The sequence below is a fragment of the Nocardia brasiliensis NBRC 14402 genome (genome assembly GCF_000308475.2).
GTDB lineage: Bacteria > Actinomycetota > Actinomycetes > Mycobacteriales > Mycobacteriaceae > Nocardia > Nocardia brasiliensis.
Map to the genome: position 1 here is coordinate 38,522 of NZ_BAFT02000026.1, position 23,863 is coordinate 62,384.

Consider the following 23,863-nt stretch of genomic DNA (forward strand, 5'->3'; position numbering starts at 1 on the left):
TCAGTGCGCCGCGCCGCGGCGGCCGGTGACGAGGCCGACCAGGAACAGCAAGATCACCGCGCCGCCCAGGCAGGTGAAGAAGCTGAACCACAAGCCACCGCCCGCCAGGTCGACCCCCAGCAGTTTCAGCAGGAAACCGCCGAGTAGCCCACCGACGACGCCGACCACGATATTGAGCAGGATGCCTTGCTGAGCATCGGTTTTCATGATCTTGCCACCGATCCATCCGGCCAGTCCGCCTAGGACGATCCAGCCGATGATGCCGAGTCCGAGCATCGCGAAATCCTTTCTCTTTCCGGGTAACGGTTAGTTCTGGCCCCAGTGTGTCGCCTCGGTCATGTATGCGTATACGGCGGCGGCGTTGTGGCAGAGGGCGAATGCGTTGGATTGGATATCCGGGTACGCGTTCATGCAATTGATCCGAAGTTCATGATAGAAAGCCGCGTTACACGGGCCGTATCCGACGTCACGCCACCCCTCGGCGCGCTTCTGGTCGACCACGTCGTAGCACATGTCGTGCCGTGCGCACGGTCCGGCGAAGTTCGCGCTGCCGAACTGGTCGAACGACGAGGTGCAGTAGTCATGTCGGGCAACCGGTTCCAGGGTTGGGTTGTAGACGTAGTCGGCCGGTATATCGATGTAGGGCAGCGCGGGGTCCGGATCACGCTTGTCCCGGGACGGCTCCGGCTGGGACGACCAGAGCGTGCCCAGCCGGGCATCCAGCGGATATTGCTGCGTGGGTGTCGCGTTCGCGGTGGACGTGGCGGACGTGATCAGCACTGCCGCGAACCCGGTGAGGGCGAGAATGCGTCTGATCCTGGAAGTGTTTCTTTTGCTCATCGATACCCCTCTGTCTGTGCCGGGCGCGGAATGCGCAATCGCATCGCCGAATGGGATGCGGACTCACCTTCACCCGCGCCCTGTTATTCGACAACCAGGCGGATTCGACAATGCCGAACCGGCTCGTCTACGTGCGAATTCCTCTCGATATCGGGAGAAATGAACAGTCCCCGAAAAATTGCGACAGTGCAGGGGGTGTTTCGGTCCAGGGGCGAAAGGCCTTTGTTCCTGGGGAAATTGCCTCGATCGAAGCCGGAAATTGTCCTATCGCACCGTGCGGGTCGGTGACGGCAAAGGCGCGGCCCATCGCAGGGTCGTGCCGCCTTCGGCTCGCCGCTCCAGTCGGCAACTGCCGCCGTGCTTTTCGGCCCGCACCGCGAGGTTCGCCAGCCCACTGCGATGCGTGATCTCGGCGGGTAAACCGATTCCGTCGTCGGAGACCTCGATGGTGATGTCGTCACGCACGCCGAGTTCGACCGAAATCGTCGTGGCCGACGCGTGCCGGACCGCATTGCTGAGCGCCTCGCGCAGCACGGCTTCGACATCGTCGGACAACGGTGGCGTAAGAACGGTGACCGGTCCGGCCAAGTGCACTCGCGTCCGTATTCCGGTGTCCTTGGTCATCTCCGAGACGATGCTGTGCAGCCGTTTTCGGTAGGTGGACGAATCAGCGGCGGTGTTGGTCTGCAGGTCGAAGATCGAGTGCCGGATATCGTGCACGATCGTCTGGATATCGTCGACGCTTTCCGCGAGGCGGGCCTGGGTTTGCGCCGACTCGGTGCGCCGGATCGTGTTCTGCAACGAGAGTCCGACGGCGAACAGTCGTTGAATGACCTGATCGTGCAGGTCGCGCGCGATCCGATCACGGTCGGACAAGACGTCGAGTTCGCGCATGCGCCGTTGCGTATCCGCCAGCTGCAGAGCGAGCGCTGCTTGATCGGCGACGGCCGCCATCATCGACTGGGCGGCGGTGTCCAACTGCGGCAGGCCCGCGGGTCGGACCGTCGCCAATACGCCGACGACCGAAGGGCCGGCCTGGAGCGGAAGTATCAGTGCCGGTCCGAGTTTCGCGACGTTGCCGAGGGCCGTCTCGCCGGCCAGCGTGTCCACGGCGACTGCCAGGCCCTCGCGAAAGGACCGGCCGACCGCGGTCGTACGCACGGGTTCGCGCCGGCCGATCAACCGCTGAGCACAGCTTCCGGCCGCGGCAACCACGACCAGCTCGGTCTCCTCCGCGACTGTGCTCGAGTCGGCCGCCAAGGCCAGGAGGGTGCATGCCGATTCGGTGAGCGCGAGCGTGCGCTCGGCGACCAGTTTCAACACTTCGTGATTCGCCCCGCCCGAGAGGAGTTCGGTGGCCACATCGCGGGTGGCTTCCAGCCACTGCTGTCGTATCCGAGCCTCTTCATAAAGGCGCGAGTTCGCGATGGCGATGCCCGCCGCGGCGGCCAGCGCCTGTACGACGACTTCGTCGTCTTCGGTGAACTCGCCGTCACCCACCTTCTCGGTGAGATACAGGTTTCCGAATACTTCGTTGCGCACCTGGATCGGTACGCCGAGGAAGGACCGCATCGGCGGATGATTCGCGGGGAAACCGACCGAGGCGGGATGTTCGGAAAGATCGGCGAGCCGGATCGGTCTCGGTTGTTTGATCAGCAGTCCGAGTACTCCGTGACCATGCGGCAGATCACCGATCATGACGCGGGTGCGATCGTCTATGCCTTCGTAAACGAATTCGGTGAGCCTGGCGGCGGGCTGATCGGATTCGAGCACGCCGAGTGCGCCGTAGCGGGCGTCCACCAACTCCAGGGCCGCGTGCACGATCGAACGGAGTGTGTCATCGATATCGAGTCCCGAGGTGACGATCAGCATCGCTTCGATGAGCCGATCCATCCGATCTCGGGTATCGACGATCTGCGCGATGCGCTCCTGCACCTCTTCGAGCAGTTCGTGTAATCGGAGCTGGGACAGCGTCTCGGTGACCGGAGGCAACCCGCTCGTCGCTGGTTCGGTGAACCGCATCGGCACGTTCTGGCTCCTTCGCGGTCGGGCTCGACTGATCAGCCCGGTCTCTTGTCTTGGACGTTCAATTGCGAGGCGAGTACGGCCGCCTGCGTGCGCCGTTCGAATCCGAGCTTGGTCAAAAGCCGTGAGACATAGTTCTTCACCGTCTTCTCGGCCAGGAACATGCGGCCGGCGATCTGCCGGTTGGTCAGTCCCTCGCCGAGCAGCGACAGCAGGGCCAGTTCCTGCTCGGTCAGGTCGGCCAGCGGTCCGGATCGTTCTTCGGCATCGGCGCGGAGTTTCGCCATCAGGGTGGCGGCGGCGCGGTTGTCGAGTAGCGATTTGCCCGAACCCACGTCGCGGATCGCGCTGATCAGTTCGAAGCCCTTGATGTCCTTGACGACGTAGCCGCCCGCGCCTGCCAAGATCGCATCCAACATCGCTTGCTCGTCGGTGAAGGAAGTGAGGATGAGACAACGGAGTTCGGGATCCGCGGACAGCAGTTCCCGGCACAGTTCGATGCCGTTGCCGTCCGGTAGGCGCAGATCCAGCACGACCACATCGGGTCGCTGCGCCGGAATCCGAGCGAGGGCCTGGGAGTAGGTTCCCGCCTCGCCGGTGACTTCCATGTCGGGCTGTTGACCGATGAGATCGCCCACGCCGTGTCGCACGATTTCGTGATCGTCGACCAAAAACACACTGATCATGATCGAACTCTCCCTTCGCCTTCGAGCCTTACGCACGCCGCGCGCCCGGGAAATGTGAATAGTGCCCTTGGTTCGAGGGCCAAAGACCCTCGATCGGCGCGACCAGAGTCGTTCGGCGGCCGAATCCGATCGAACGCGCAGCCGAGGTCCTCGCTATGAGGGTCGTCGGACCCTTCTTCGCGGCACGACCGTATGCGACCGTCATGGCACCCGAACATAAAGGAAGTCGGTATGGATCATGGAATGCCGGACGCGGAAACCGTACGAGCGGCACTGAGACTCGCGGTACGGGCACCGTCGGTGCACAACATTCAACCGTGGCGGTGGCGGATCGGGGACAGGTCGGTGCATCTGTTCCTGGATCCGGACCGGGCGATACCGTCGACCGACCCGGATCAGCGCGATCTGCTGCTGAGTTGCGGTGCGGCACTGCATCATCTGCGTATCGCGTTCGCGGCGCTGGGCTGGTCGGCGATCGTGCATCGCCTGCCGAATCCGGACGAACTGAATCATCTGGCGGCGATCGATCTGGTCGCGCATCGTCCGACGGCCCAGGATGTCGAACTCTCGGCGGCGATTTCGCGGCGGCAGAGCGACCGCAGGCAATTCAGTTCCTGGCCGATTCCGGTCGGATACTTCGGCTTGCTGATCGAACGCGCCGCGGGCCTGGGTGTGCTCGTGCGCCGGGTCACCGACCGGTCGCGGGACCGGCTGCTCGAGGCCATGCGGATCGCGGCCGCCGAACATGCGCTGGATCCCGACTACCGTTTCGAACTCGCGAGCTGGAGCGGACGACACGGGTCCGCGGATGGCGTGCCGGCCAGGAGCACTCCGCGTCCGCGGCCCGACGCCGAGGTCCCGGCAAGGGATTTCACCGAACCGCGGCTGCTCGACCAGGCTCGAACGCCGGACACCGCCGACCTGCTGGTGCTGGCGACGTCGGCCGACGATCGAGTCTCGCGCCTGCGGGCCGGCGAAGCCATGAGCGCAGTCCTGTTGACCGCGGCGAACATCGGGCTGGCCACCTGCCCGCTCAGCGAGCCGCTCGAACTTCCGTTGCTGCGCAGCCGGGTTCGGCTCGAAGTGCTCGACGACAGTGCGCACGCGCAGGTCGTGATCAGAGTCGGTTGGGCGCCGACGAGCGCGGACGCGTTGCCCGTCACGCCGCGTCGCGCCATCGACGAAGTGGTGGATCCGTTCGACGTTCGGTGAGTGCTCCCCGGCAACGGCGTTATCGGTGGGTTGGTGTGCGTGTCTTGGCATCCTCGTGCCTTGCCCCGGCAGGCAGGGACGATTCCGGCTGGCGTGGGTAACGCCTACGGCGGGTTCCTGTTTCGTGGCCGAGTGCCGGGACGGGTCCCGGCCGCGAGTCGGCTCCACAGGCGTTTCTGCTCTCCGCCTGCCCAGCGGCGAGAATTGTGCGGGCGGCACGGTCGGGGTGGTGCGGACCGGGCCCGGGTGACGGCGAAACTTTGCCGAAGCGCCGACCGTAGCGAGCGGCCTTCTGACATAGCATACGGGTGAAGACGATCCAGCTGTCGTCGTCGGTCGAGCGGGTTCGGCGCGACGGAGCCTTGGCGCGGTAGGGCAGTCCCTCGATGTACACCGCTTGGTTTTCACGGATGATCGCTGTCGACTGCTTGTGCGCCCAGTCGCGCCGGGTGTCGTGCAGTGCCGCAAGGGCTTTGGCGACCCCCAGCCGAGCCTTGACCTGATTCTTGCTGCCCGGCTGCTTTCTGGACAGTGTTCGCTGTGCCCGGTCCAGTCTGCGTTGCGCCCGCCGGAGGAATTCCGGGTGCGCGATCGTGGTGCCGTTGCTCAGCACCGCTACGGTGCACGTCCCCCGGGCGATGCCGACCTGAGCTGACTGTTCGGGCAGCGGGTCGGCGGCGGATTCGACCACGAAGGAGACGAAATAGCGGCCTGCGGTGTCTCTGATCACCGTCACCGACGTCGGTTCCGCGGGCAGCGGCCGTGACCAGACCACTTTCAGCGCACCGATTTTGGGCAGCCGTAGCCGACCTCCTGCGGTGACCGCGAAGTGAGCGTTGCGGGTGAATCTGATGGATTGCCGATCATGGCGGGACCGGAACCTGGGGAGTCCGACGGTGGGGCCCAGTCGCCGACCGGTCGCCGAGGCGAAGAAGTTCCGGTAGGCCGTGTTCAGGTCTGCGAGAGCTTGCTGAAGGACCACCGCCGACACGTCTGCGAGCCATGCACGTTCGGCGGTCCGCTTGGCCGCCGTCAGTCGTCGTGACAACTCCGCGTCCGATATCCAGCGACCGGCCGCGGAGGCCCGTAGGCGCGCGTCGAGGGCATCGTTGAAAACTACTCGGGCACAACCGAAAGCCCGGGCGAGCGCGGCCTGCTGCGGCTCGTCCGGATAGCAACGGAAATTGTAACGCAGTTGGACGGAGCGCATCGGTCACCTCCCTCTGACTGATGTCTGGGCCGGTGGCAACCATGAAATTCGCGCACCGTGGATCGACGTTCTCACGATAGGCAAACGTTGCGTCGTAGGAAAAGGGGGAATGGTCCATCACGCGGGGACTTTCTGTCCTGACCGCGTGGGCCGTACGCCTCTGCCGATAACCGTTGGGTAAAGCCAACATGAATGCCATGGGAATGCCAGGTACTCGCATCGCAGTGATATTCGCTACGGCCCAGGGGTCCACCCGCGACATCGCGGAATACTTCGGCCAGGACCTGTCTGCCCGCGGCGCCGAGGTCGTCGTCGCGGGCGTCAACCACGCGCCGCAGCTCACCGGGTTCGATGCGATCATCCTGGGCAGTGCGATTCATCATCGTGAATTCCTCCCACCGGCAGCGTCGTTCATCCGCGCGCACGCGGATATTCTTGCCGCGAAACGGGTCTGGCTGTTCAGTGTCGGCCTCGGGCCCGCGCTCGTCGGGCCGATAGGCCGGCGGCTGGGCCGGAAGGTGCCCAAGGAAATCGCCGCACTGCGCGCTTTGATCGCACCCGAGGACTATCACGCTTTCGCCGGTCACTACGAACGGGCCGGGGTCGACTTCAAGGCCCGCACGATCTATCGGGTCCTCGGCGGCATGCGGTACGGGGACTTGCGCGACTGGGCCGAGATAGCCGCATGGTCGGCGAGAATCGGGGAGTCGCTCGGGCTGCCGCAGACCGCGGTAACCATTGTTCGCCCCTGAATTCGTGCGCCGAGTCGTGTCCGCGGCCGGCGCCGCCGACGGCAGAGCGGTGCTCACGGTCCGGCTCTGTGTGAGCACCGCGCCGCCTCGGCTACCGCACCAACTGGAACTGCTCGGTGACGGAATCGATTGCCGCGCTGACATCGGTCAGGCCTTGCTGTAGCTGCCTGGCCACCGGCTCGACTGCGGCCGAGACGGGTGCCGCGGCGTCCTGGCGCTGCGTGTACGCGAACCCTTCGAGGTCGTTCAGGTTCTGCTGAGCGAGACCCTGATTGGCTTGCGACGCCGCGGTCGCCGCACCGATCGCGGCACCGAGACCGGCGCCGATCGCCGCGCCGACGGGTGCGGCAACGGCCGCGGTGCCCAGCCCCACGGCGGTCGCGACCCCCGCACCGGCGCCTGCGCCGATAGCGGTGCCCGCCAGTGGTCCGACGACAGCTCCGGCGATGGTTCCGGCCACACCGCCGACGATGCCGCCGATCACCGCGCCGGGGATGCACCCGACGATCACGGCCGGCAGCCCGACGACGCAGCCGAGTGCCATGCCGGTGAGTGTGCCGATCGTGGCGGCGCCGACGCCGCCGATCACCAGACCGGCGCCGGCACCGATGCCCGCGCCGATCGGCACCGCGGCCAGGCCGGTACCGAGTCCGGTGATCGCTCCGACGGTCGCGCCGACCGCGGCGCCGCCGATCCCGCCGATCGCCGCACCGTCGGCCGCGCCGTCGAGCGTGGCCGCCGACAACAGTTCCCGCCGGCGCTGGTCTACCAGTGGAAAGTATTCGGGCTTGATGACGGTATCGCTCAGGACCCCATTTGTTCCCGGTTCGAAATCGGTGCCCCGGCCCTGGCCGACGTTGTCCCAGGGGGCGACGACGGGCTGTGCGACGTCTGCTGCGGCGGTACGGAGGAGCGGGTCGGCAATGTGCGCCCCGGGCTCGGCGGAAGCAAAGCACTGGCCTGACGCAATTCCTGCCGTTGCTACGACAGACACGATTCCCATTCGCGCAAAGCCATGTCTCGCGGACATACGTTCTCCTTTGGTTCGATCATTCGACTGCTAAGCGACACCGAGAATTCGCGTAGCCTGTGCGGCATCACGGACGATCGTTGGAATTCTCGAATGAAATTCCGAGAACTGATGCCGAGTGACAAGCGAACCATCGGGACTGTTCCTTGAACAGAAGTCGCGAGTCATGTGAAACCGGGACATCACGTCCACGCACTTGTGACCCCCGTCCCATCCTGATATTGCTCGGCGGTGTTGCGTTGCGCCGCTCGGAGGTGGGTTAAGCACAGTCGAGGTCGGGACGATGTGGGACAAAAGTCACGAATACTTTGCCCTTCGGCCGGACACCGTCGTGACCTTTGCCCGCAGGATAATTCATCGAATTCCGATACGTTAGGTAGCGAGTAGACTCGGGCAGCTCGTGGCTCAACCAGTTCGGATCGGGATCTGTGCAGAATCCGTCGCGGAATGCGAGACCTGTTGTCCGGCTGTGCATCGGGTGCAGTGCTGGCTGTCGGGAATTACTGCCGACGGAGGGGTTTGTGGCGTGACTAGAGTGTTCCTGGTCGATGGGCATCACATCGTCCGGCGCGGGATTGCCGACCTGATCGGAGCCGAACCCGACCTCGAGCTGGTCGGGGAGGCAGAGACGGTGTCCCGGGCCATCGAAGACATCCTGCGGCTGCGTCCTGATGTGGTCGTGCTCGAAATCCGGCTGCCCGATGGTGACGGCATAGCGCTATGCCGTGAACTGCAGAATCACGGGCTGGGCGCGCAGTTGCTGATCCTCACCGCGTTCATCGACGAGAAGTCGATGCTGAACGCCATCCGGGCTGGGGTCAGCGGCTACGTCATCAAGGACATCGGCACCGTGGAGTTGGTCGACGCCATTCGTGAGGTCGGGTCGGGCAAATCGTTGCTCGACAACCGCGCCGCCGCCGCGCTCATGTCCAAGCTGCGCGCGGACGGCGCCGCGCGGCGCGGTCCCTTCGCGCATCTCACCGCTCAGGAGCGAACGCTGCTCGAACTGCTCGGCGAAGGACTGTCGAATCGCCAGATAGCGGAACGAATGTCGCTGGCGGAGAAGACGATCAGGAACTACGTTTCGCGCCTGCTGACCAAACTGGGGGTCGAGCGGCGAAGTCAGGCAGCGGTGCTCGCCCTCGAGCTGCGGCCTTCCAACAGTGTGCGATGAACGGTCGCCTCGCGATCTACTTGGCTGCCTGCGGAGTTCGCTATGAGCAGCTGCGGCCGGGCTCGCCCGGTGTACCGACGGTGTCGATCGTTCCGCCGTCGCCCTGGACGCAGGTGGATCATGGATATTTCCGTGACGTCTATTCGATGTGGGCCCGACCGCCGATCGAAGGCTACAGCTGGGTCGACAACGCGGTGCTCGTACTCGTGCGACTGACCCCTGGCGTCGATCATGTCGAGCTGCTCACGCACGCGGTGTCCGACGCGCGCCGGCTACCCGAGTGGGTCGAGATCTATGTCGACGAAGCGCGGTACGAGGGTTTTCCGTCTTGTCTCGTCGCGGGCACCTATGTTGCCGAGTCGCTACGACTGCGGGCCGACACCCGATACATCGTCATAGGTGACAGCGGTTGTCAGTATCTGGTGCAGCTCACCGTCACCAGCCGATTGCCCTCGACTGCCGAGGCTGCTCGGTGGGCATCGAAAGATTTCGATCAATTCAAAGGTTGGTGGGTCGCCCTGCCTCGACAGCGGGCGTCGTAATTGTCGCCGCGGTGATCGCGCCGGCTCGTCATGTAGGAGATAACACGTTGACGAATACCATTGTCGCCGAAACACGCGCTCCCGGTGCCGCCGAGGCGAGCGGCATGAACGTTTTGATAGTCGTGGAGTCTTGTTTCGGAAACACCGCGCGGATCGCGGAGGCTGTCGCCGAGGGGATTCGGGGGCGCGGCGGGAGCGTCACGGTGGTCGGCACGCAGACCATGCCTGCGCTCGACGACGTCGATCTGTTGCTGGTGGGAGCGCCTACGCACAATGCGGGTCTGTCGACGCCGACGTCACGTCGTCAAGCGGAAACCCACGGTGCGGCCAGGGCCGTGACCGGTGTGCGGGAGTGGCTCGATGCGCTGCCCGCGCGGCTGAATGTCCGTGCCGCGGCGTTCGATACCGTCGCAGGCCGAAGCATTTTCACCGGGTCTGCGGCGAGACGGATCGTGCAGCGACTGCAAGGGCACGCCTGCGATATCGTTGGGCGCGAGAGCTTCCTGGTCGTCTCCCGGGTGGGGCCGTTGGCGGGCAACGAGTCCGCTCGGGCCGAGCGCTGGGGTAGCGAGCTGGCCGACAGATTGTCGCGCTTCGGAATGCGCTGAGCAGCCGGACCCGTTGTGGCACAGCGGCAGTCGAGTTCGTGCTCGGTTGCCGCTGTCGCTGTTTCAGGTGGTCGAGGCGCGGCTGGAACCTGAGCTCGGCACGCCACCGGCCACTGCGCACACCGCGTTGAGCACGACCGCCTGAATCGGAAGGGTGGTGACGTAGCCGGGTTCGACCACCCACACCGGCGACCAGCCGAGTTGCCGATCCGAATGCGGGAGCATGATTCGGTTTCCGCGCGCCACGATCATGACGCCGAGTTCGTCCAGTCGCCGGACGAGGTCCGGCTCTAGTGTGTCGGCCGGGTAGCGGACGAGGAACCCGACCCGATTCGACCTGGTGTGCAACATGACCGGGGCGGTGTGCACTGCCGCGGAGACCTCGTACCCGAGTATTCGTGGCATGGTGACCATCCCGAACCGGTCGTCGGTGAGCAGACACGGATGGGATCCGAGCAGGGTCACCGGTAGGCCCCGGTCGCGATATGTCGTGCAGATCCGCTGTGGGGTAGTGCAGTTCGCGAACATCCAGTCGGTATCCCTCGAATCGTAATGCCCGTCGGTCCGCCGGCACGGTTCAGCGCGTGACCTCGTCGTTCAGCCGGAACTGCCGGCCGGTGATCGCATGCGCGTCGATGCGGACGTATTCGTATTTCGGCGTGGAGATCCACGGTCGGATCGCCAGCGTGTCCGCATGGTGCACATCGCGCGCGATGCTGATCTGCTCGGCGTGCCCTCTGATCACAACACTCCAGGCCAGTTGGGCCTCGGGGAGTATCTGGTCCGCCTCGAACAGCACCGACGAGTTGATGGTGAGTTTGAGCAGTTTGCTGCCGGGGGCGGTCCGGAAATAGATTTTCCCGCTGTCGACGGCGTAGTTCACCGGGAAGATGTCCAGTTCGCCGGACGTGTTCACGACGATCCGGCCGAGCTGGGTCTCGTCCAATTTGTCCCAGCACTCAGCGACCGTCAGCTCCTGCACCAGATCTGAGGTACGGACAAGTTCGGCCATCGGCTCGCCTCTTTCTGCTCGATCAGCAGTCCACTCGAGAAGCTATCTCCTTATCCGCTTGTTGGGCAGAGTAATTCGGCTCTATTGGACCGGCTTACCAACAGCGTTTTACAGGACATAAGTCCTGTCCGGCATGACGAGAATCACAGACTTGAAAATGTGGGAGTTTCGGCCCTGCCGAGGTGTGCCATTCGGCTCTCGATGTGGGAATGGCGATATCCAATTCTACGGGTATGAGATCTTCGGTGGTGCGGTGTTGAAACAGTCGGCACAGCTACTCGAGCGCGAGGCGGGAGAGTGGGCGGGGAGCGGGAGTTGTGCACAGAGCGATCCGGAAGAATTCTTCCCCGAGGCCGGTGAGACCTCGCTGCTTGCGGTACGCATTTGCAGCCGGTGTGAGGTGCGCGAATCCTGCCTCGAGTACGCGCTGGAGCACAGCGAGGTCCTGGGTATCTGGGGCGGGCTCACCCGTCGGCAGCGGATCAAGCTGTCGCGCCTGCGCGCGAGTCCGGATCGATCGCGCGCGGCGGGAACGGAAAAGGGGGTCGGCCGTTCTCGTGCGATCGAGATCGTAGTGACTTCGATGGATGGCGCCGGTCGTCATACCGTTGTCGATTGCCGGTGACGATCGGCCTGTATTAGGTGGCACAAAGGCCCTGGTGCCACGACTATCGTTGCGGATAATCGGGTTACATGAGCCTTGCCGAACCGACCCGGATCGAAGTGGCCGCCGTGGCATCGGTAGCGGAGCCACGCCGGTTGTCCGTCGCTTGTTCGAGCAGCGCGTGGGGGCTGCTGCTGGCCGCCTCGGCGGGTTGGCTGGCCTCGTTCACGCTGACGGTGGAGCGGTTCAAACTCTTTGTCGATTCGGACTATCGGCCGTCGTGCAGTATCAACCCGATTCTGTCGTGTGGGTCGGTGATGGCGACACCACAGGCGGCCGTTCTCGGTTTCCCCAATCCGATCATCGGCGTCGTCGCGTTCTCGGTAGTAATCCCGCTTGCGCTGCTGAGCGTGGCCAGAATCGCGCTGCCACAGTGGATCTGGATCGGCCTGTGGGTCGGCACGGCCTGCGGTGTCGGGTTCGTGTGCTGGCTCATCTTCCAGACGCTCTATCGGATTCACGCGCTCTGCCCCTACTGCATGGTGGTGTGGGCGGTAGTCACCCCCATGCTGGCCGTACTGAGCAATCAGCTCAGCGAAGCGCTGCCTCGCCCGATACGTGCAATAGTCGACTGGCGCTGGACTGTGGTCGCGCTTTTCTGCACAGCCGTTGTGCTGCAAGTCTTTCTAGCGTTTCAGGACTACTGGCTGTCGCTCATCTGAAGGTGCCGTTCCGCCGGCGCCCTCCGCGTGCCGGAGATTCCGTTCCTGGTCAATAGGACGGCGGTTGGTAGGGAAGGGTGGGTGCCAACAGGGTGAGCAGGCCCAGGACGATGGGCAGGAGAGCCGCGAGGTAAATGAACGTGTAGCCGACGATGTCGCGTGCCTTGAGGGACAGTACGCCGAGGAGCGGGAGCATCCAGAACGGGTTGATCAGGTTCGGCAGCGCCTCCGCGGCGTTGTAGATCTGGACGGTCCAGCCGAGGTTGACGTGTGTGTCGTTCGCTGCCTGCATCACATACGGTGCCTCGATGATCCACTTGCCGCCGCCGGAGGGGATGAGGAAGCCGAGGACGACGGAGTAGGCGCCGATGAGCAGTGGGAAGGTGGTCGCGTTGCCCGTGGCGGTGAACAACGAGGCGAGGTGGTGGGAGATGGAGGTGCCGGAGCTGTCGGTGGCCCTGGTGAGAATGGCCGCGGTCCCGGCGTAGAAGGGAAATTGAATGAGGACACCGCCGGTGGCAGGCACGGCTTTGGTGACTGCGGCGAGAAATCGGCGGGGGCGCCAGTGCAGCAGCATGCCGAGGCCGAGGAACAGCAGGTTGTAGGTGTTGAGCCCGGAGATCGCGACCAGCGGGTCCTTGGCGGCGAATTCCTGGATCGCCCACCCGCCGACCAGGACGACGACCACGATGGTGAGCAGTGGGCTGTATTCGAGCCATTCGCCGGGACGCGTGCGCGGCACGTCGTCTTCGACCGGGTCGCGGGGATCGATGCCGAGATCGGTGGCGGTAACGGCGGTGTCGGCGCGGGGTGCGGTCAGAAACGCGATGGCCACACAAACCGTGACGACGACCGCGGCCACAACGAGTGACTGCCAGGTGAAAATGGTGTCCCGGAACGGGATGACGCCGGTGATGGGCAGCAGCGACTGCGGGATGCTGGCGGGGTTGGCCTGTAGTTGCGCGGCCGACGAGCTGAGGCCGAGCGCCCAGCTCCCGCCGAGGCCGAGGTAGGCCGCCGCCGACGCGGCCCGATAGTCCATGCGCAGCTCGCGGCGCTCGGCGAGCCGCCGGACCAGCAGCGCGCTGAAGATGAGACTGAAGCCCCAATTGAGCAACGCCGACAGCAGGCTGACCGCAGCGACGACGGCGATCGCCGCCCGCGGATTGCGAGGCACGCGGGCGAGCCCGGTGATGGCCCGCTGGACCGGCCGGGCGGTGGCGACGACGTAGCCGCCGATGGCGACCATCGCCATCTGCATCGTGAACGGGATGAGGTCCCAGAAGCCGTTGCCGAAGACCGAGGCGACCTCGGCGGGTGCGGAGCCGATCGCCACCGCGGCGATGGCGACCACCGCGACGATGAGCAGTGCGAAGACGAGGGTGTTGGGGAACCACTTCTCCGACCAGGCCGCACTGCGGGTGGCGAATCGGGCGAGCCGGCCGGCCGGTGGGTCGGCGGCGAGCTGGGAATCGGGCACAGACATGCGAACTCCTGAGTGGTCAACCGGCGTGCCGGAGGACGTGGTGGTGGACCAGCGTCGCGGCGGTCAGGTCGGCCAGGGCCGTGCCGACTGCTTTGAACACGGTGATCTCTTGGTCGTTTCGGCGACCGGGCGCCTCATTTCGACAGAGCTGGGGCAGCGTGGCGGTCACGTCGTCCCGGGTGATGACGCCGGTGGCGAGTGGCTGGGTGAGGTCGCCCGATTCGTCGAGCGCGTTGTCGCTGTCGACGTAGACGACGCCGCGGGTCAGGCAGGCGTCGTCGGCTTCGCGCATCTCCGGCCGGAAACTGCCGACCAGGTCGAGATGCGTGCCGGGACGCAGTAACTCACCGCGGATGATCGGGCTGGTGGCGAGCGTCGCGCAGGAGATCACGTCGGCGTCGGGCACCGCGGCGTCGAGGTCGACGGCGACGTGAGCGTCCGTTCCGGCGGCCCGCAGCCGTGCGACCAGGGCTGCTGCGGACGCGCGGTGTTGATCGTGGACGAGCACGGTGGGGATGTCGAGGACCGCGGCGTGTGCTGCGGCGAGGAGCGAGCCGATGTGCCCGGCTCCGACGACGAGATGGACTCGGCTGTCGGGGCGGGCCAGATAGGACGAGGCCAGCGCCGCGGTGGCGACGGTGCGCCGCCGAGTGAGTTCGTTCCCATCGATGACCGCCAGGTGTTCGCCGGTGTCCGCCCGGGCCAGGACGTAGGCGGAGGACAGGGCCGGGCGACCGTGCGCATTGTTCTCGGGGAAGACGTTCACGAGTTTGACGCCCAGCAGCCCGTCGGCCTGCCAGGAGGGCATCAGGAGCAACGTCGACCCGGTGGTCTCGTCGATCTGATGATGGTGGCGCGGTGGGGTGGTGGCGCCGCGGGCGAAACCCGCGCGCAGGGCTGGGATCAAAGTGTCGAACGGCAATGCGGCGACGGTTTCGGCGGCGGAGACGATGAGCACGGTCGAACCTTTCGGAATCAGGCGTCGAGCACGACGTCGGAGGTCGGCATGGACTGGCAGGTGAGGCAGTGATCGTCGGGCAGCTCGCTGCCGATGGCGACGAGGTGTGCCACTGTGCCGTCGAGCACCCGGACCGCGCAGCTCTCGCATTGGCCGACGCGGCACCCGCTGGGCACGGACAGACCCGACTGCTCGGCGAGCTGCAAGAGGGTGCCGTCCGATTTGCGCCACGTCACGTCCCGGCCGGAGCGGGCGAACCGAACGGTCGCGGTCGCGTCGTCGCAGATGCGCACCGGCACAGGTGCCGCGTGGAACTTCTCGGCGAAAATGTCGAATCGGGGAACACCTCGGGCCACCAGACCGGCGGTCAGTTCGTCGAGCATGTCCTCGGGGCCGCACAGGTAGAAACGCGCTCGCCGGTCGATCAGGGCGGGGTCGACGTCGGACGCCGATACCCGCCCTTGCCGGTGGTAACGGTCGTCCGCGCCCGGCCGGCTGTAGTGGTCGATCACGCGCAAGGACGGCAGATGCGCGGCGAGGGCGGCGATCCGGTCTCGGAAGGGGTGGCGCACACCGTCCCGGTTGCCGTAGTGGAGCACGACCTCCGGGGTGGCGGACGGGGCGAGAACGAGTGTTTCGAGGTAGCTGAGGAACGGAGTGATCCCGATGCCTGCGGCCAGGAGCACGATCGGGCGGGAGTGGACGAGGGGCACGGCGAAGCCACCGGTAGGAGGGGTGACGAGCAGGCGGGTGCCGGGCCGGAGCCGCTCGTGCACGGCAGTGGAGAAACGGCCGCCGGACACCCGACGCACCGCTATCGTGTACCTCTCCTGAGCAGCCGGTCCGCCGGGTCCGGTCAGCGAGTAACTGCGGGTCAGGTCGGGTTGATCGGGCCATGCGACGGTGACGTGCTGCCCGGCGCGGAACGCGGGTAACTGTGCCCGGTCTACGGGCCGCAACTGCACCGCCAGGATCTCCTCGGTTTCGAGTTCACAGTGGTCGATCAGGAACTCCCGTTGCGAACGCCACCGTTTCGAATGCGCGAGCTGGACGTCGCAGGGCACCGCGCGCAGGCCGACGGAGCCACTGATCGGATCGCGGCTTCCGTCACCGACCAGGAGGTTGTAGTTGGTGCCGTCACCGGCGAGCGGATCCGCACCGGGCAGGGCGAGGTCCGAAGCGGCCTGCCACCAGCCGTATTCGGCGACGACGACGTCGCGGTGCAGGTCCGAGTCGATCCGTGCGCGCATACCGACGGTGCCCCGCGATGTCCTGATCCGCACCCAGTCGCCGTCGCAGATCCCACGAGCGTCGGCGAGTTCGGCGCTCAGCTCGACGATCGGATCGGGGAAGCGTCTACGCAGCGAGGAGATTCCGCGGTGCTGGCTGTGACAGAAATAGCCGTTCTTCGCGCAGGTGAGCACCAGCGGATAGGACGCGTCCGGTGTCGGCTGCTCGGCCACCGGTACTGCGGATTGCCCGTGCTGGGCGAGCATTTCGGAGTAGAGCTCGACCCGGCGGGTCGGGGTCGCAAACCCGGTGACCGTTCCGTCGGCGGACTCCTCGGCGTATTTGCGGTAGCGGCCGGGTAATGGCAGATCCCTCCCGCCGGGGCTTTCGCGCAGCTCGGCCGCGGTGACCGCGAGCGGAGCAAGCTGATGGTTCCAGCCGTCCTCGATGCGTCCGTGGAAGAAATCCGCGCCGTGCCCCAACCGGACGGCCAGGTCGAACACGATCTCGGTGTCCGAACGCGACTCGCCCACGGGTTCGACCATCCGCGGCCGCAACTGCACTCGCTGCTGAGCGGCGACGCTGATCTCGAACCCGGCTCTGATCGCCTCGCGCTCCCAAGGGGTGTTGACCGGCAGCAACAGGTCGGCGAAGCGCGCGGTCGGGTTCTCGAACAGGTCGAGATGAACCGCGAAGTCCAAGCTGCGCAAGGCGTCTGCGGTCCGCCGCGGATCAGGCTGAGTCAGCAGCAGATTCCCGCCGAAGGACACCAGCGCCCGTACCGGATATGGCTCACCCTGGAGCACCGCTTGGCAGAAGTCGCGGGCATTGATCCAGCCCTGCGCCGGCGGTCCCAGCGGGAAGCTTTCGAGGCCAAGGGCTTTCGCGCGCTGGGCGGCGGCGAGCTGGTCGGGGCCGGTGACCGGATTGACCGGCAGTTTGGGCAGCAACACGTTGCCGCCGGGGGCGTCGTAGCTGCCCGTGAGCGCGTAGAGGGTGGCGATCGCTCGCTCGGTCTGGGTCGCGTTGACATGCTGACCGACCCCGGACCACGCCGCGTACGACACCGATCGCGCCGCACCGAGTTCCGCGGCGAAGGTCTCGATCGCTGCCGGGGCGACCGTGGTCACCGCCGCGGCCCGGTCGACAGGCCAGGCGGCGCAGGCAGCGGCGTAGCGGTCGAAGGCGGGCGCACAGTCGACCGGTCCGCCTCGGGTGACCACCCGCCATCGGCCGCGCAGGGCGAACCGTTCCACACCGCTCGGCGCGTGGGTGGTGTCCAACGGCTCCGCCCGCCCGGACACCTCGTCCCACACCACATATCCCGGCACCCCTGGATACAGGTCCGAAGCTCGCAGGAACTCGCCGGTGTCGAGCCGGACCAGCAGCGGCGCATTCGTCCACGATCGGACGAATTCCTCGTCGTGGCCGCGTCGGGCGAGTAGTCGGCCGGCCACACTCAACGCGAGCGCGCCGTCGGTACCGGGGCGCACCCGAAGCCAGTGGTCGGCCTGCAACGCGCTGGTCGAGCGGCGCGGGTCGACGACCACGAGCCGTGCCCCTCGGGCTCGCGCCCGGGCGAGTGCCGCGGACTGCGCCAGCCAGGATTTGGCCGGGTTGTGGCCCCACAAGACGGCGAGGTCGGTGTTCGCGTAGTCCGGACCCGGCAGTCCGCTCCCGAAGGTGAAGGCGTGTGCGAAATCCTTGTGCCAATTACAGATCTCGGTCGAATACAGCGTGTTCGGGCTGCCGAACACCCGAATGAATCGCTCGACCCAGTCGATGGAATCCGACATCGGCGTGCCACTCGGGGAGGTCACCGAGAACGCGACCGCTTCGGCGCCGCTTTCCGCACGGATACGGTCCAGGTTTTCAGCGACCTCGGTCAAGGCTTCGTCCCAGCCGATCTCTCGCCAGCGCGGGTCGGGATCGGATTTGGGCGTGGTCCGTCGTAGCGGCCGCCGCAAGCGCTCGGGGGAGTACACCAACTCGGGAGCGGCCCGGCCCTTCGGGCACATCGCCGCACCGGTGGGATGTTCCGAATCCGGTCGGACATCGCGCAATACGCCGTTCTCGACCGTGTAGACAGCGCCACACCGGGAGCGGCACAGCGTGCAGTAGCCGCGCACCTCAGCCATCATGTTACTCCTTAGTAACCGGCTACCGGTTACCGATTGCCGGTGACAAGTAAGATGCGGGAAAGGGGCGGGGAAGTCAAGGCCGAGCGTCGAAAGGCAGGTAGTTGACCGAGGACGGAGCAGTGCGACTGCAGCACACCAACTTGCGGGACCAAGTGCTCGAAGTCGTGCGGCAAGCGATGGTGTCCGGTGAGCTCCGGCCAGGAGACATCTACTCGGCCGCGGCGCTCGCGACCCGGCTGGGGGTATCCAGCAGTCCGGTCCGGGAAGCGATGCTGACGCTGGTCACGCAGGGCTTGATGGAGCCGGTGCGCAACCGGGGTTACCGCATTGTCGCAATGACCGAGCAGGATCTGGACGAGATCTACGAGCTGCGTCAGTTGCTGGAGATCCCGGCCACGCTCGCCGCGGGCGCGAAGATCGAACCCGAGGACCTGGACCGGCTCGCCGGTTTGGCCGGGGATATCGAAAGCGCGGCCCGGGCCGGTGATGTCGCCGGCTTCCTCGAGGCAGACCGGCGGTTCCATCTGGACCTGCTGGCACACGGCGGAAATCGCCGGCTGGTGGACAGCATCGCCACCCTGCGGGATCAAACGCGTCTGTACGGATTGGACAAACTAGCCGAGGGCGGGCGGCTGATCGGGGCAGCGGTCGAACATCGAGAAATCCTCGCCGCCATCTCGTCGCGCGATTGGCCCGAGCTGGAAAGCCTGATGCATACGCATCTGCGCCACACCCGCGCGGACTGGGCGAGCGGCTGAAAGGAGCTGAAAGCAACGTGGCCGCAACGCTTTTAGTGCAACATTGAGCGTGTGGTACCCGGCTGCGGAGTTCGGTACCACCTAGTCGGCGCAGGAGACGGTCATGGTTGAAATCAATCTCGTTCTATCCGCCCGAGACCTGCCGGACACCGACACGATAGGTGAGACGGATCCCTACCTGAAACTCTATGTTCAGCGCGCCGGAGCTTGGGTGCTGGCCACCATGACCGAGATCCACAAAAACGACTTGAATCCTCGCTACGCGCCCTGCGTCATCGAGGTGGACGATAGTGAACGGTCCGCCCTGCGCATCGAGGTGTGGGACCACGATCGGATGGGCAGCGACGAATTGGTCGGCAAAGTCGAACTCTCGGTGGCCGAGTTCCTGCGCGCCGGAGGAAACGTCACCCTGGCATTGCCTGGCGGAGGACAACTCAACGTCCTGAAGCGGTGATGGGGCGACGGCGCGGCGTCCGTTCGCTGCGGTGGCTCAGCGGCTCGCGGGCGGTTGGCGGTCGGTCGGGGTGAGGAGGTCTGAGCGCACGTCGAAGACGAACGGTACGTTGTCGGGGCCGCCGGACAACCACCATGTGCTGATCCCCGGCTGCGGATCGTCGCTGAGCCGATGGACAGCCCTGGCGGGCAGCTCACAACCATCGCCCTTACCCAAACTCTGTTGCACCGCAGCACCTTATCGAGATGACGTAAACCGCCGCGGGACAGCGCAGTCGATCGACCTGCGGTCACAAATGCGGTTGGCGAAGATTCGGTCGGCGAGAAGAATCGAGCCGTGACGAAGACTGTGACGCTGATCAGATCCGGCAAGCTGGCCACTGTTGCCGAATATGCTTATGCCGCTACGGCTCAGGCGGAGGCGCGGCTGATCTTTCTCGCCGGTGCGTGCCCGCTGAACGCCGACGGCAGCACCGCGGCGGTGGGAGATTACGCGGGACAGGCTGCGAAGGCGATCGAGAACCTGAAGATCGCGTTGCACGAGGCCGGTGCCGAACTCGAGAACGTGATCAACACGCGGGTGCTCGTCGCCAGTTCCCGGCAGGGAGATTTGGTCACGGCCTGGGAGGTCGTGCGGGACGCGTTCGCCGAACACGATGTGCCGAGCACACTGCTGGGTGTCACGGTGCTCGGCTACGACGACCAGCTGGTGGAGATCGAAGCGGTGGCTGCCGTCGTGGATTAGTAGGTAATGGTACTATTCCGAGAATTGACTAGTACCATTTTTGCCTCGGAGGGTGGATGGCGCTCAAACACGCTGTGCTGGCGGTGCTTTCACGGGGTGATTCCTCGGGGTATGAGCTGTCGAAGGCCTTCGAAGTCGGCGTGACGAATTTCTGGCACGCGACGCCGCAGCAGGTCTATGCGGAGCTGACCAAGCTGGAAGAGTCGGGGTTGATCAGCGGTCGGGACGTGATCGGGCGCGGGCGGCAGACCAAGCGGGTCTTCACGGTGACCGACAGCGGTCGGGACGAGCTGTCCGCGTTTGTCGCTGTGTCGTCGAAACCGGGCGCGATCCGGGAAGATCTGGTCGTCAAGGTGTATGCGTCGGAATTCGCGGAGGCCGAGGTGCTGGCCGTCGAACTCGAGGAGCGGGCCGAACGTTCCCGGACCAAAATGGTGGTGCTCGACGCCATTTTGGCCGACCTGTTGGGCGACGACGACGAGCAGACCCATTTGAGTACCTCCGAGCATCCCGGCCGATACCTCACCGCGATTCGTGGCCGTGGCTTCGAGGCGGAGAACTACGCGTGGTTCCGTTGGGCCGCTGCGGTTTTGCGTGCCCGTGCGGCGGGTGAGCCGGTGCCCGCGCGTTCGGACCCGCAGGCGATATCACGGCTCGTCGGGGATCCAGGAGGCGTGGAATCCGTAGGGCACCCGGGTCGGTAGCGTGATCCGGGCGACCGGTGGGCCCGAGAAGTCGGTGGCGTCGAGCACCACCAGTTGTGATGGGGCGGTACCGATTCCGGTGACGAGCGAGAGCAGCCAGCCCTCGTCTTCGCCGTATCCGCCTGGGGCGGCGACGAAGTCGGCTTCACCGGGCACCTGCGTGGTGCCGAACCGGTGGGAGCTGCTGGTGCCCGCCACCGTGTCGTATTTGACGAGTTCGTAGCCGTCGGGGCCGTTTCGGCGCGGGTAGCCCACCGCGTAGACGTCACGACTCGCGCGACCGGTGTGATCTGCGTTGATGGTCGGGAACTCGACCGCGCGATCGTCGAGTTGATCTTCGCGCACGATCCGGGTCGCGGGATCGAGGGTCCAGCGATGCAGGAACGCCTCGGGCAGTGGGTTGCGGTCATCCAGATTGCCCGGAACATGCTGGACGTAGCCGCCGAGCCGAGCCCAGCTGACGTCCCAGCCCTGCGGTACAACGCGGTTGCCTTCCAACACGATTCGACCGTTGTCGTCTTCCCGCGCGTTCGCGGTGTGGATGATCCAGCACGGGTCGACGGTGATCCAGACGATGTCGGCACTGGCACCGTGCTTGGGCATGATCCCGATGCGCGGTTCGTGGGTCTCGCTCCAGTGCATCGGCAGCGGATTGCGTCCGACCTGATCCGGGTCACCGACCACCGGCAGGTCGAACCAGATCACATAGTTCTGCGTGATCGCGAAATCGTGCATCAACGTCACGGCCGGGACCTCGATCGGCACGCTGCGCAACAGCTCGCCGTCGGGGGAGGCCACGTGATAGACCAGGTGTGGCGGTGTAGGGCGATACGCGTCGAAGAAGTGCAGTTCGCCGGTGGCCGGGTCCACTTTCGGATGCGCGGTCATCCCGGTGGCCAGCCGCCCGCCGAAGTCGTACGGGCCGACGGTATCGAGTTCGGCGTCGACCTCGTAGGGGAGCATGCCCTCCTGAAGTGCGAGTATCCGCCCGGCGTACGGCACGACGTGCGTGTTGGCCGTGCCGACCGACAGATCCCGGGCGGGGTCGAACAAGTCGTAGCCGTCGGGTGGCGGTGTGGTGCGAATCCACCGATTGCGGTACCACTCGGCGCGGCCGTCGCGGATCCGGATGCCGTGCAGCATGCCGGGGCCGGCCCACAAATGGCCGGGATCGGCGCCGGGCGCGGGATTCGGGCCGTTGCGCAGGTAGCGGCCGCACAGTTCCGGCGGTAGGGCCCCGGTGACCTCCAGATTCCGTGCTTCGGTCGCGACGGCCACGGGCTCGAGGATGCCGGACAAGTAGCGAGGGGTATCGAGCGATGTCATAGTCCACTCTCCTACTACTCAAGGAGTTGATTAGTAGTATGTGATAGTAGACGTCGACTTGCTTATTCGACAAGGGGTGTGAGTCTCGCTACGGCGATGACTTTCGCTCTGCCGGTGCTGGCGACCGAGCCGGTGGCGATGCCGGCATTCGACCTTTGTCTGAAGTGCGGAGCGGGGCCCGGTCGGTTGGCAGATCCGGCGGGACCCCGCTCATCGGGTGCGCAGTCGAGGTGCTCGAATTGATCATGGGCCACGGGCTCCGCCGGGCAAGGGGCGTCGGAAATGTGCCCGTGACTGCGGGCATCACCTCCTCTATCGCCTCGTAAAGTGGTTGCATCATGCTGCCATTACGCCACATATTGCTTCATATATGGAACGGGTATCGCAAGGGCGGGCGGGTCGGGATGTGGCATGGATCGAGGATCCGGGGGCGTGGCCAGGTCCCCGTTAGGCCTGGCCACGCCCTCCATCACCCTTTCGGGGGCGCGCACTCCGATTCGCGCTCCCGAAGGCTCGGGAATTCTGTTCAGATGTGGAGCATGCTGATTCAATATCGCATTGTGTACGGGTGCCCGGCGATATCACCTCTCGGGAGTGGGCCTTGGGCGCTCCCGTCTGCGATCGCCCGCAGGAGCTGCTTCGCTTCGCTTTGTCGGCGATCGGATGGATCGCTGAGATCTACGGAAGCCACGATGCCGTGTGTGATGCCGATGCGTAGTGCGTCGTGGGCGCACGACCGCAAGGCTGGGCAGCTCGTACAGATCACCTGTGCAAGCAATACGTGAGCCGGGCGATCGTTTCCTTCTGGGAAGAAGACTTCGGGGTCAACGCTCTGGCAGAGACGTTTTGAGAGGGTATTCTGCTCCACTATCGCCGACCCGGATAAAACGCCGATTTGCTGCGCGGGGCAGATCTCGTGGTCTGTGGGTAGGCGATTGCAGCTTTGCCCGACTTCTCTATCAGAGAATCGAGGGAAAGGGTGCCCTTCGGTGCCGTGAACAGGAGGAGGAAGGCAAAGCAGTAGACAGCGGCGAACGCACCGCCGTTTTCCATCGGGCGCCAGTTGAACATGTCTGGCGACAATATGTGCATATGCTCGAACAGGTATGCATAAGCCATCGTGCCCGCGCCGAGCAGGGCGGAAGCGCGTGTCAGCAGGCCTGTTGTGACCGTGATTCCCAGCACGAGTTCGAAGATGCCGGCCCACCAGTAAGGCCAATTCAAGAAGGGTTCGGGGTGTCCGGAACCGGTGGGCGAGCCGGACCACCAGCCGAACAGCTTCTGGGTCGCTTCGAACAGGAAGACGACGCCGAGTCCGACGCGTGCGGTGGTGACGATCGCGCTGGTGGGACTGTGGACACTCGTGGTCCGGAAGCTGTGGGACAAGGCGCACTCCTGATTCGAGTCGGCGACATGTGATGCGAGCCCGTAGAAGGGGACCCCGGCGGCGATCCCCGCGAGGACGCGATGGGGAGGGAATCGCACCGTTCGAAGGCGGTCGTTGCAACTGTAGTTCGTATTGAACCGAAAATGCAACACGTACGACGCGCTCTCGGCGGTGCGCGTGCACGTCATCGCATCTGGGCCGCCTTAGGCAAGGTTCGGGAGCCATCCTTCGGGGGTGGCCATGGACCGATGCTAATGC

Annotated in this window: 25 protein-coding genes and 1 pseudogene; 11 read left to right on the top strand and 15 right to left on the bottom strand. The window is 65.4% G+C overall.

Translation table 11 applies throughout. The annotated features are described in order from the left end of the window. The 4 genes from TY25_RS06200 to TY25_RS06215 form a co-directional block, all read right to left on the bottom strand. Positions 1–276 carry a GlsB/YeaQ/YmgE family stress response membrane protein gene (locus tag TY25_RS06200; RefSeq protein ID WP_042254809.1) on the bottom strand — a complete coding sequence of 92 codons (276 nt, stop codon included), beginning with the start codon at positions 274–276 and terminating at the stop codon, positions 1–3. A gap of 30 nt (positions 277–306) precedes the next feature. Continuing rightward, positions 307–840 carry a hypothetical protein gene (locus tag TY25_RS06205; RefSeq protein ID WP_146154042.1) on the bottom strand — a complete coding sequence of 178 codons (534 nt, stop codon included), beginning with the start codon at positions 838–840 and terminating at the stop codon, positions 307–309. Between the two features lie 264 nt (positions 841–1,104). Further along, positions 1,105–2,862 (bottom strand): GAF domain-containing sensor histidine kinase, encoded by a 1,758-nt coding sequence (locus TY25_RS06210; RefSeq protein WP_042254813.1) that lies wholly within the window; start codon positions 2,860–2,862, stop codon positions 1,105–1,107. A 38-nt stretch (positions 2,863–2,900) separates the two neighbouring features. Beyond that, entirely contained in the window at positions 2,901–3,551 is a 651-nt protein-coding gene (locus TY25_RS06215) for a response regulator (protein ID WP_042254814.1), read from the bottom strand. Positions 3,552–3,782: 231 nt separating this feature from the next. Between TY25_RS06215 and TY25_RS06220 the strand changes: the two genes are divergently transcribed. After that, complete coding sequence (locus tag TY25_RS06220) at positions 3,783–4,763, top strand: Acg family FMN-binding oxidoreductase (RefSeq protein WP_042254815.1); 981 nt, start codon at positions 3,783–3,785, stop codon at positions 4,761–4,763. 19 nt (positions 4,764–4,782) lie between these two features. Here TY25_RS06220 and TY25_RS06225 read toward each other — a convergent pair whose 3' ends face one another. After that, positions 4,783–5,973 carry an RNA-guided endonuclease InsQ/TnpB family protein gene (locus TY25_RS06225; RefSeq protein WP_042254817.1) on the bottom strand — a complete coding sequence of 397 codons (1,191 nt, stop codon included), beginning with the start codon at positions 5,971–5,973 and terminating at the stop codon, positions 4,783–4,785. A gap of 173 nt (positions 5,974–6,146) precedes the next feature. Between TY25_RS06225 and TY25_RS06230 the strand changes: the two genes are divergently transcribed. After that, entirely contained in the window at positions 6,147–6,725 is a 579-nt protein-coding gene (locus TY25_RS06230; protein WP_236639094.1) for a flavodoxin domain-containing protein, read from the top strand. Positions 6,726–6,816: 91 nt separating this feature from the next. Here the strand turns inward: TY25_RS06230 and TY25_RS06235 are convergent, their stop codons facing one another. After that, complete coding sequence (locus TY25_RS06235) at positions 6,817–7,719, bottom strand: hypothetical protein (protein ID WP_146154041.1); 903 nt, start codon at positions 7,717–7,719, stop codon at positions 6,817–6,819. Positions 7,720–8,281: 562 nt separating this feature from the next. Here TY25_RS06235 and TY25_RS06240 point away from each other — a divergent pair. Genes TY25_RS06240 through TY25_RS06250 form a run of 3 tightly spaced genes read left to right on the top strand, consistent with a single transcriptional unit; the run spans position 8,282 to position 10,079 of the window. Next, positions 8,282–8,929, top strand: a complete 648-nt coding sequence (locus TY25_RS06240; protein ID WP_042254819.1) for a response regulator — start codon at positions 8,282–8,284, stop codon at positions 8,927–8,929. Beyond that, on the top strand, positions 8,926–9,471 hold the full coding sequence (locus tag TY25_RS40360) for an LpqN/LpqT family lipoprotein (RefSeq protein WP_052382839.1): 546 nt from the start codon (positions 8,926–8,928) through the stop codon (positions 9,469–9,471). Before TY25_RS06240 ends, TY25_RS40360 begins: the two co-directional genes overlap by 4 nt. A 47-nt stretch (positions 9,472–9,518) precedes the next feature. Then, a complete protein-coding gene (locus TY25_RS06250; protein WP_081868711.1) occupies positions 9,519–10,079 on the top strand; it encodes a flavodoxin family protein in 561 nt (186 codons plus the stop codon). Between the two features lie 63 nt (positions 10,080–10,142). Here TY25_RS06250 and TY25_RS06255 read toward each other — a convergent pair whose 3' ends face one another. Beyond that, the gene (locus tag TY25_RS06255; protein WP_146154040.1) at positions 10,143–10,544 is read right to left on the bottom strand and encodes a hypothetical protein; all 402 of its coding nucleotides are present in this window, start codon (positions 10,542–10,544) and stop codon (positions 10,143–10,145) included. Between the two features lie 112 nt (positions 10,545–10,656). After that, positions 10,657–11,091: a pyridoxamine 5'-phosphate oxidase family protein gene (locus TY25_RS06260; protein ID WP_042254822.1), complete on the bottom strand. Its 435-nt coding sequence runs from the start codon at positions 11,089–11,091 to the stop codon at positions 10,657–10,659. A 253-nt stretch (positions 11,092–11,344) separates the two neighbouring features. On the opposite strand from TY25_RS06260, the gene TY25_RS44415 reads away from it, so the two are divergent. Together TY25_RS44415 and TY25_RS06270 are read left to right on the top strand one after the other, a co-directional pair. Continuing rightward, on the top strand, positions 11,345–11,716 hold the full coding sequence (locus TY25_RS44415) for a WhiB family transcriptional regulator (protein WP_063602705.1): 372 nt from the start codon (positions 11,345–11,347) through the stop codon (positions 11,714–11,716). A 68-nt stretch (positions 11,717–11,784) separates the two neighbouring features. Further along, complete coding sequence (locus tag TY25_RS06270; RefSeq protein ID WP_081868704.1) at positions 11,785–12,417, top strand: vitamin K epoxide reductase family protein; 633 nt, start codon at positions 11,785–11,787, stop codon at positions 12,415–12,417. Between the two features lie 49 nt (positions 12,418–12,466). On the opposite strand, the gene TY25_RS06275 is transcribed toward TY25_RS06270, so the two are convergent. Genes TY25_RS06275 through TY25_RS06285 form a run of 3 tightly spaced genes read right to left on the bottom strand, consistent with a single transcriptional unit; the run spans position 12,467 to position 18,232 of the window. Next, entirely contained in the window at positions 12,467–13,903 is a 1,437-nt protein-coding gene (locus TY25_RS06275) for a TIGR00366 family protein (RefSeq protein WP_042254823.1), read from the bottom strand. Between the two features lie 16 nt (positions 13,904–13,919). Next, on the bottom strand, positions 13,920–14,861 hold the full coding sequence (lhpI, locus tag TY25_RS06280) for a bifunctional Delta(1)-pyrroline-2-carboxylate/Delta(1)-piperideine-2-carboxylate reductase (protein WP_081868705.1): 942 nt from the start codon (positions 14,859–14,861) through the stop codon (positions 13,920–13,922). Positions 14,862–14,878: 17 nt separating this feature from the next. After that, positions 14,879–18,232 (bottom strand): molybdopterin-dependent oxidoreductase, encoded by a 3,354-nt coding sequence (locus TY25_RS06285; protein WP_236639095.1) that lies wholly within the window; start codon positions 18,230–18,232, stop codon positions 14,879–14,881. A 119-nt stretch (positions 18,233–18,351) separates the two neighbouring features. On the opposite strand from TY25_RS06285, the gene TY25_RS06290 reads away from it, so the two are divergent. Both TY25_RS06290 and TY25_RS06295 read left to right on the top strand, forming a co-directional pair. Continuing rightward, positions 18,352–18,990: a GntR family transcriptional regulator gene (locus TY25_RS06290; protein ID WP_081868706.1), complete on the top strand. Its 639-nt coding sequence runs from the start codon at positions 18,352–18,354 to the stop codon at positions 18,988–18,990. 103 nt (positions 18,991–19,093) lie between these two features. Then, positions 19,094–19,444, top strand: a complete 351-nt coding sequence (locus tag TY25_RS06295; protein WP_042254824.1) for a C2 domain-containing protein — start codon at positions 19,094–19,096, stop codon at positions 19,442–19,444. Between the two features lie 36 nt (positions 19,445–19,480). Here TY25_RS06295 and TY25_RS42445 read toward each other — a convergent pair whose 3' ends face one another. Continuing rightward, positions 19,481–19,672 (bottom strand): hypothetical protein, encoded by a 192-nt coding sequence (locus TY25_RS42445; RefSeq protein WP_146154039.1) that lies wholly within the window; start codon positions 19,670–19,672, stop codon positions 19,481–19,483. Positions 19,673–19,780: 108 nt separating this feature from the next. Here TY25_RS42445 and TY25_RS06300 point away from each other — a divergent pair, with 108 nt between their 5' ends. Next, positions 19,781–20,188, top strand: a complete 408-nt coding sequence (locus TY25_RS06300; protein WP_042254826.1) for a RidA family protein — start codon at positions 19,781–19,783, stop codon at positions 20,186–20,188. 56 nt (positions 20,189–20,244) lie between these two features. Further along, positions 20,245–20,892 carry a PadR family transcriptional regulator gene (locus TY25_RS06305; RefSeq protein ID WP_042254827.1) on the top strand — a complete coding sequence of 216 codons (648 nt, stop codon included), beginning with the start codon at positions 20,245–20,247 and terminating at the stop codon, positions 20,890–20,892. On the opposite strand, the gene TY25_RS06310 is transcribed toward TY25_RS06305, so the two are convergent. From TY25_RS06310 to TY25_RS41160, 3 genes and pseudogenes are all read right to left on the bottom strand, one after another. Continuing rightward, positions 20,836–22,218 (bottom strand): carotenoid oxygenase family protein, encoded by a 1,383-nt coding sequence (locus TY25_RS06310; protein ID WP_042254828.1) that lies wholly within the window; start codon positions 22,216–22,218, stop codon positions 20,836–20,838. The two genes, TY25_RS06305 and TY25_RS06310, sit on opposite strands and share 57 nt — an antisense overlap. Positions 22,219–22,765: 547 nt before the next feature. After that, complete coding sequence (locus TY25_RS44635) at positions 22,766–23,086, bottom strand: WhiB family transcriptional regulator (protein WP_162184186.1); 321 nt, start codon at positions 23,084–23,086, stop codon at positions 22,766–22,768. A gap of 83 nt (positions 23,087–23,169) precedes the next feature. Beyond that, a pseudogene (locus tag TY25_RS41160) lies at positions 23,170–23,556 on the bottom strand (DoxX family protein); the annotation flags it as partial. Positions 23,557–23,863: the final 307 nt, after the last annotated feature.

Bases quoted from the DNA above. Each gene is read 5' to 3' on its own strand.
- TY25_RS06200 (WP_042254809.1), bottom strand. From the start codon at position 276: ATGCTCGGACTCGGCATCATCGGCTGGATCGTCCTAGGCGGACTGGCC.
- TY25_RS06205 (WP_146154042.1), bottom strand. From the start codon at position 840: ATGAGCAAAAGAAACACTTCCAGGATCAGACGCATTCTCGCCCTCACC.
- TY25_RS06210 (WP_042254813.1), bottom strand. From the start codon at position 2,862: ATGCGGTTCACCGAACCAGCGACGAGCGGGTTGCCTCCGGTCACCGAG.
- TY25_RS06215 (WP_042254814.1), bottom strand. From the start codon at position 3,551: ATGATCAGTGTGTTTTTGGTCGACGATCACGAAATCGTGCGACACGGC.
- TY25_RS06220 (WP_042254815.1), top strand. From the start codon at position 3,783: ATGGATCATGGAATGCCGGACGCGGAAACCGTACGAGCGGCACTGAGA.
- TY25_RS06225 (WP_042254817.1), bottom strand. From the start codon at position 5,973: ATGCGCTCCGTCCAACTGCGTTACAATTTCCGTTGCTATCCGGACGAG.
- TY25_RS40360 (WP_052382839.1), top strand. From the start codon at position 8,926: ATGAACGGTCGCCTCGCGATCTACTTGGCTGCCTGCGGAGTTCGCTAT.
- TY25_RS06260 (WP_042254822.1), bottom strand. From the start codon at position 11,091: ATGGCCGAACTTGTCCGTACCTCAGATCTGGTGCAGGAGCTGACGGTC.
- TY25_RS06270 (WP_081868704.1), top strand. From the start codon at position 11,785: ATGAGCCTTGCCGAACCGACCCGGATCGAAGTGGCCGCCGTGGCATCG.
- TY25_RS06275 (WP_042254823.1), bottom strand. From the start codon at position 13,903: ATGTCTGTGCCCGATTCCCAGCTCGCCGCCGACCCACCGGCCGGCCGG.
- TY25_RS06285 (WP_236639095.1), bottom strand. From the start codon at position 18,232: ATGATGGCTGAGGTGCGCGGCTACTGCACGCTGTGCCGCTCCCGGTGT.
- TY25_RS06295 (WP_042254824.1), top strand. From the start codon at position 19,094: ATGGTTGAAATCAATCTCGTTCTATCCGCCCGAGACCTGCCGGACACC.
- TY25_RS06305 (WP_042254827.1), top strand. From the start codon at position 20,245: ATGGCGCTCAAACACGCTGTGCTGGCGGTGCTTTCACGGGGTGATTCC.
- TY25_RS06310 (WP_042254828.1), bottom strand. From the start codon at position 22,218: ATGACATCGCTCGATACCCCTCGCTACTTGTCCGGCATCCTCGAGCCC.